The organism is Aquabacterium sp. UBA2148 (assembly GCF_002328915.1).
Taxonomy (GTDB): domain Bacteria; phylum Pseudomonadota; class Gammaproteobacteria; order Burkholderiales; family Burkholderiaceae_C; genus Aquabacterium; species Aquabacterium parvum.
Window position 1 is genome coordinate 1 of the sequence record NZ_DCXA01000329.1, and the last position, 6,945, is coordinate 6,945.

Sequence of the window (6,945 nt, forward strand, 5' to 3'; positions counted from 1 at the left end):
CCGCGTGAAGTTGGCAGGCGTGCGGTACACCGCCGCATCGTGGATCACCGACAGGCTGCGCCCTCGCAGCACGGGCCCGCCGTTGGCCAGGTTCACCAGGATGTCATCGGGCGCGGCGTGACGACGCAAGAGCTGATCCCAGGCGTGACCAGGCTTGTCCTCGAACTGGCGAAGGCGGATGGCTTGGTAAGTGGGCAGGTCGCGGGCACCCTCAGGCACCCAAAGCTCCCAGGCCAGGCCCTGAGCACTGGCTGGGTGCTCGTGGAGGTGCTTGTCGACGGCGGCCAGCAGCTCGCGGCAAAACCGCTGCACGCCGCTGGTGGACTGGGTCAGGAAGCGGCCGTTGACGCAAACGCGCACCGCAGATCGGCTTTCTCCGCTCATCTGGCCGCTCCCGCCAGGTCGCCATAGATCGACAACAAGCCCTCGCTGGTGCGGTCGATCAGGTAGCGCTCCACAAAGCGCCGCCGACCTTGCGCCCCCATCTCCCGCAAACGCTCATCGGAGGCGTCCAGCAACAGCTGCTGCAGCCGCTTGTCGTCACCCACTGGAAACAGGTGCCCTGTGTCTGGCGTGACGATCTCAACCAAGCCGCCCACCTCCGAGGCGAAAACGGGCTTGGCCGCGCGCATGGCCTCGATGGCGACGAGCCCGAAGCCCTCCCACCGAGAGGGCATCACCACGACGTCACAAGCGGCCATCTGTGCGGCCACCTGATCCTGGCTCATCCAACCCAGGAACGTCACGTGCGGCAAGGAGGTGTCGTGCTGCGGGTCGGCCGCACCCACCACCGCTTCGCCCACCACCTTGACACACACCTGCTCCTGCAAACCCTGCACGGCCTGCAGCAAGACATCGATGCCCTTTTGCCGGTCCAGTCGCCCCACAAAGAGCACCTTCAAGCGCGCATCGTCCCAGGCAGCGGGTCGCACATCGGGCCGATCGCGCAGCCCGTTGGGCACCACCGTGATCTTGTCCTCGCGGATGCCGGCCTCGATGCCTTTGACGCGTTCGGACTCCGAAATCGCCACGATGCGCTGGCACCTGTGCGACAACACACGCTCGACCTGCTGCTCCAAGGTGCGCACCATTCGCGGCTGCTCGACATCGAAGACCCACCCATGCGGGCAGTACACGATCGGTGGCCAGCGCAGCACCTGCGCGATCGAGCGCACGACGAGGCCGGCAAAGGTGGAGTGGGCGTGGATCACATCGGGTTGCCAAGCCTTGATTTCTCGCAGCACCGCCGCCGCCAGTTTAGGCAAGCCCTGGAGGCGACCGGGTCGGTCAAACAGGCTCAAGCTGGCTGGCTCGATGCGGGACAGGTGGGCCACGTGCTGAGCCGGCACCACACAACGGACCTGTGCCAACCCCAGCGCCTCTTGCTGAAGCGGCACGATCTCGTTGAGGTAGGTGCCACAACCTCCCCAAATGCTCTCTGCGACGTGCAACACCTTCATGACTTCACCCTGCCCGCCATGTTCAAACTGGCCGCTTTCGTGCCCCAGAGGCGATCACCGAATCGCCTTCCCACCTCGATGGCCGGGTCCTCGATCCACCGCTTTGCCAAGTCGGCCACCGCCCAGGTGAACCCCAGCGTGACCGCCACCTGGGCCAGCAGGTGAACCACGAACACATCGCCCGCAATGGCCGTGCCAAGCGCCATGCCCAGATCCAGCCCGATCGGGTGAAACAGGTAAACGGAATAGCTCAAAGCGCCAGCACGCAGCCAGAACGGGTGCACCAACACCTGACGCGACACGCACCACAGGAACAGCACCACGCCCCCCAGGCAACCCAGCACCGCGGCCAACACGGACTCGGTGTGCGAGGCATCGTCGAACGCAATGCCCCAGACCAGCGGGGTGATCACCAGCAGCGCCGCCAACAAACATGCCACCACACGGCACGCACCCGGCAAGCGCTCAAGAAAGCACAAACGGCAGCAAGCCCCAAACCACATGTAGGCCAGATACAGCAACAGCGTGACCGGCGCACCCGAGCGCCCCTGCGCGCGCAGCCCGGCGCCCACCAACGCCAGCGCGCAGAAAATCACCACCAGCGCCACGCACCAACGCAGCGAACGCAGGCCGCCCAGCATGAACACCACCACCGTGGTGGCGTAGAAGACGAGCTCCACAAACAGCGTCCAGTACACCCCCAGGGCCTCCTTGTGGCCCAGCACCTTCGGCAGCATGGTGAGGTTGGCCAGCACCTGTGGCAACGTGAAGCTCACGTCCTTGAGGTGAGGCAGGCACAGCACAGCCAGCAGCAGCGACAGCCAGTAGGCGGGGTACAGGCGAAAGAAGCGCGAGGACGCGAACCGACCCACCGCCCCGGGCTCGCGATAGCTGTAAGGAACGATGAACCCGCTGATGAGGAAAAACGCCACCACACCAACCTTGCCCAGGTCGATCACGCCATGCAGGAACACCAGGTGCTCGCTCAACCATGGCCAGGCAGTAGCTGGCTTCACCAGGTACTCAACCAGGTGCTGATAGAGGACCAACAAGGCCGCCAGGCCCCGCAGCCCATCAAGGTGCGCCAGTCGATTGTGCATGTCGCTTGAGCCAAAGGTGACTGAACCAGCCGACGACAAAGAAAGCCGCGTAGATCTTCAAGGTCGACAAGCCGATGAGGGAGTACAGCGTGCCCTGCGCGTAGCCGTAGATGAACTGCGTGAGCATGGCCGCAGGCAGCAGCACCATGAAGGGGTTGCCCGAAAGCAGGCGCCAGCGGAAAAATCCGATCAAGCCGCCCAGCACCGCCCCCATTGCCACCACGATGACCAGCAAACCCAGGTGGCCAAACATCACCAGCGCGTAGGCCTCGCTCACCATGGTGGGCGTGACCCAGCCCGAGTTGGCGAAAAACGAGCGATGCATGGCCGAGGGCGCGTGCTTTTCGATGAAGTAAAACGGGCCCATGCGCTCCCTGAGTGCATACGTGGCCGCAGGGTTGGCCGTCAGGCTGCCGAGCGTCTTGGACGCCTCCTGGGCATCAAAGCGCAGCCAGTCGCCATGCTCTCGCACCGCCACATGCCACAGCTGTCCCTGGCCAGCCGCCCGGCCCAGCAGGCGTTCGGCGGTCTGTGCCGCAGACAAGACGCCGCCACCCGAATAGATGTAGACCGTCACCGCCAGCACCGATGCCACAGCCAGCACCGCGCCAGGCAACAGGCGCAACAAGGCCCGACCACCTGAGTGCACGCCCAGCATGAACGCAGGCGCTGAAAAGATGATCGCCGCGATGAGGATGTTGAAGAATTTGTCGGCGAACAAGAACGTCACCGCCAGGTAGGCCACGAACACAGCTTGGTGGGCGAAGCGACAACGGCGCTCTGCAGCCAGCGCAGCACCAGCGCCCATGAAACCGGCGATGACATATTTCAATGTCAGCACGTTGATGACGATGACATCGGCGGCGGCCCGGTACGCAAATCGATCGGCCCCCGACAACAAAGGAAAGCCGGTGACGGCACCACGGAGGAACAGGTAGACCACCAGCACACCGACGATGGTGACGCTGAGGTAGGCCATCGGCCCGCTCAGTCGCACCACTTGGCCCGGTGGGGGCGACGGCCACCTCGAGATCGCAGCACGCGTCGCAACCGTGGCAGCCAACACAAACACCACCCCGATCACCGCGAACGCCACCCCGCCCGCCGAGGGCTCGCCAAACATGCCGAGCTCCTTCATTGACGCACCCGACTCGATGGCCGCCAGCGACACCAGCACGGCCACGTGCAACAGCGCGATCGGCGCGATCAGGGCGCTGGCGCCCCGCAAGCGCCACATCAGGTTGCCCACCACCACCCCATACGCGAGCGTGGCCAGCACAGTGAACAAGGGGTGGGGCTCCACCAGGGCCAACAACAACAACCCCAGCAGCGAGGCGGTGCCGTAGATCATGGACATGGGCCAACGTTCGGCCCCCGGCGAGCGCACCATGACCACGCCTGCGTTCACGCCCAGAGCGCCCATGCTCATCGATCGTTGAGCATCACCCCGGCCAAGGCCGTGGGCGATTTGTCGATGGCATCGAGCAAGCCCTTGAGCGCCTTGACCTTGGTGCCATGGCGCCGAGAGACCACCAGGCACGAACCCGCCTTCATGGCGGTGATGCGCGCGTCGGCACCCAGGCTGGATGCAGGCGTGTCCACGATGACCTGGTCGAAACGCTGCAGCAGGTCCCTGAGCAACAGCGTGAAGCCAGGCTTGGCGATCAGCTCGTTCGGGTTGGGCGGCTCGATGCCCGCCGGCAGCACGTACAAGCTGGGCAGGCCAGGCACGTCGTAAATGAAATCCTGGTGTGTCAAACCAGCCAACACATTGCTCAGACCAACCCGGTCAGGCACCTCGAAGATCTTGTGCACGCGGGGGGATCGAAGGTCGGCATCAACGATGAGCGTGCGTAAACCCAGCTGGCTGAACGCAATCGCCAGGTTCACCGCCACGAAGGTTTTGCCATCGCCCACTTCCGGGCTGAGCACCGCCAAAGCACGTTTGGCCTCGCCCTCTGCGGGCCCCAGGCCCAGCAGCTTGCTGCGCAAATCGCGAAACACCTCGGCAGCCGCTGAAAACGGCGACGCCGCCACCACCAACTCTGCACTGAGGCTGCGCACCCGCGCTTCACCGTACGGGTAGTCAAACTGGAACGACAAGGCGCGACGCACGTCCTCACCGCTGGCCAACTGCAGCGCCACGGCAGCCTCGCCAAACTTCAAGTCATTTTTGCGCTGGTAAATCAGGATCTGTTCGACCTGCTCATCGCTCAGGTTGCGGGCTTCTCGGATGAAGCCACCAATGGACCTGCCCGCGCGAGAAGGATCGCTGGCCGAAGCAACGGGATGCATCAGCGGCTGCGCGAAAGGCTCGTCTGAGGTGCGCGTCGCGATCGCGTGTTCGTGGCGAATGTTCATGCAACCCCCATCCCCAGCCTCTTCATCAGGTCAGCGCGCAACGCCGTCATGCGCCCCGCACCACCCGCCACCCGATCGGCATCCGGCAACACGCCCAACAAAGGTCGGCCCAACATCACGGTCACGTCGGTTTCGTGGCGCACACGCTGGTCCAGCCACTCGAAAGTCAAAGCCACCACGACCCCCAGCAACAATGCCCCGAGCACCGACAGGAGCAGGCCGTTGCGCAGGTTCGGACTGGCTGCGCGCGCAGGCACCGTTGCCGAACGGATGACGGTGACATTGCTCTGGCGCGCCTGCGACTGGAATTCAATCTGAGCAGCCTTGGCCACGGCTTGGCTGTAGGCCTGGTTGGCGTTGTCGACATCGCGCTGCAAAACCGAGAGCTGATCGCGCAGCGTTTTGAGTTGAGCCACACGGAGGCGTTGCGCGTCATAGGCTGTGCGAAGCTGCGCCAACTTCGTCGAGGCCAGTCGATCGGTGACCGCGACCCCACCGACAACGCGCTGGGTTTCTTCGGCGATGCGTGTTTTCATCTGAGCCACATTGGCCCGGGCTTTGGCCAGGTCCGGGTGGTTCTCACCCAGCCGGGTGGCCAGGTCGGCCACGCGAGCCTCTTCAGCCACCAGGCCAGCAGTCAAGGTTGACAACAGGGGGCTGTTGAGCACCTCCTGCATCTTGACGCCACTGCCGCGGCTGATGTCGGTGCGGGCACCGGACTCCCCCGCCGACACTTGTGCAGCCAACACCTGCCCCGAGAGGTCGGCCAGGCGCGCGGTCTCGAAGTCGAGCCGCTCATCGCTGACCAGAACCCCGCCCTCCTGCTGCGCTTTGGAGAGCTTGAGCTGTGCGGCCTCGACAGCCTCGCGCAGTTGTTTGGCCCGTGCGTCGAACAGGTTCGTGTACTGCTTGGCCTGGTCAACACGGATCTCGATGTTCGTGTCGATGTAAGCCTTGGTGATGGCCTGGGTGACCTCGGCGGCGACCTGCGGCGTGGCGCCCGCATAGGCAAACGAAATCACGTTGGACTCACGCGAAGGCTGCACCTCCAGCCGGCGCAGCGTCACCTCACTCAACCAGGTCAGCATGTCGCCCTGACCGCCGGTTTCCTCCTGCCAGCGCTGCACGGTCGATTCGCTTTCGTGTGCCCTCAGCAGCGTCAGTGCACGGCGCAGCACGCGCTCGCTGCGCAGCAGGTCAACCTGCGTGGCCATGTAAGACGCCACGCCCAGAGCTGGGATGACATCGCCATCCACCGGGTCAGCCGACTTCACATCCAGCATCACCGACGCCTGCGCCTTGTACTGCTTGGGCTGAGACGCCAGCAAGGCCAGCAAGGTGATGAAGACCAGGACAAACACCCCGGCCACCAGGCGCCAGCGGGCCTGGATTGACAACAAGATTTGAGTGAGGGTCATGGGCTGAGTCCGTGTTTACCCACCCCATCAAGCACGCCGCGTGCCATGGCCCACCCCTCAAGCGAGCACAAGCGGCCAACTCAGTGCACCGGGCACCAACAAATCCACCAACCGCGCCACAACAGGGATTTGTCAAGCCGCGCCAACGCACCCGTTTCGTGCAACGGGTCTGTGCCAGCGCCACGCCGGGGCAAACCCCCGTGTCCTCACCCATCCGGCCACATGGCACACCACATGCAATACCAAAAAGCAAGGCAGGAAAACCTGCATCCTCTAGGGAGCCTCCAGACATGCCCAGCTCAACGTCCTATGTGGTCACAGGCCTGAGCGTCAAGTCACGCCTGCGCGAGAAGAACCGCTTCGATCGCCTCATCACCTGGCTCAACCAGTTGGGCGCGCTGATCCTGCTCACGCTGTTCGCGCCGCTGATGGCCGTGGTCGCCTGGCTGATCTGGCGCCGCGACGGCCGCCCCATCTTCTTCGGGCACTACCGGGTGGGCCGAGATGGCCAGATGTTCAAGTGCTGGAAGTTCCGCAGCATGGTGCTGAACTCGGCCGAGATGCTGGCCGAGCTGCTCAAGAACGACCCCGCCGCCCGCGCCGAAT

The 6,945-nt window shown here is 64.4% G+C and carries 6 protein-coding genes and 1 pseudogene; 1 reads left to right on the forward strand and 6 read right to left on the reverse strand.

Features of this window, described 5'->3' with window-relative positions:
* The 6 genes and pseudogenes from B2W70_RS18330 to B2W70_RS18355 form a co-directional block, all read right to left on the reverse strand.
* Positions 1-384: pseudogene (locus tag B2W70_RS18330) on the reverse strand (glycosyltransferase family 1 protein); the annotation flags it as partial.
* Positions 381-1,460 (reverse strand): glycosyltransferase family 4 protein, encoded by a 1,080-nt coding sequence (locus tag B2W70_RS18335; protein ID WP_286748020.1) that lies wholly within the window; start codon positions 1,458-1,460, stop codon positions 381-383. The pseudogene B2W70_RS18330 and the gene B2W70_RS18335, both read right to left, overlap by 4 nt.
* Positions 1,457-2,560, reverse strand: a complete 1,104-nt coding sequence (locus B2W70_RS18340; RefSeq protein ID WP_286748022.1) for an acyltransferase family protein — start codon at positions 2,558-2,560, stop codon at positions 1,457-1,459. Before B2W70_RS18340 ends, B2W70_RS18335 begins: the two co-directional genes overlap by 4 nt.
* A complete protein-coding gene (locus B2W70_RS18345; RefSeq protein WP_152987561.1) occupies positions 2,535-3,989 on the reverse strand; it encodes a DUF6418 domain-containing protein in 1,455 nt (484 codons plus the stop codon). The genes B2W70_RS18340 and B2W70_RS18345 overlap by 26 nt, the downstream gene beginning before the upstream one ends.
* Complete coding sequence (locus B2W70_RS18350) at positions 3,986-4,921, reverse strand: polysaccharide biosynthesis tyrosine autokinase (protein WP_286748024.1); 936 nt, start codon at positions 4,919-4,921, stop codon at positions 3,986-3,988. Before B2W70_RS18350 ends, B2W70_RS18345 begins: the two co-directional genes overlap by 4 nt.
* Complete coding sequence (locus B2W70_RS18355) at positions 4,918-6,339, reverse strand: GNVR domain-containing protein (RefSeq protein WP_286748026.1); 1,422 nt, start codon at positions 6,337-6,339, stop codon at positions 4,918-4,920. Before B2W70_RS18355 ends, B2W70_RS18350 begins: the two co-directional genes overlap by 4 nt.
* Before the next feature lie 290 nt (positions 6,340-6,629).
* Here B2W70_RS18355 and B2W70_RS18360 point away from each other — a divergent pair.
* On the forward strand, positions 6,630-6,945 hold a 316-nt coding region (locus B2W70_RS18360; RefSeq protein WP_286748028.1), incomplete at its 3' end, for a sugar transferase.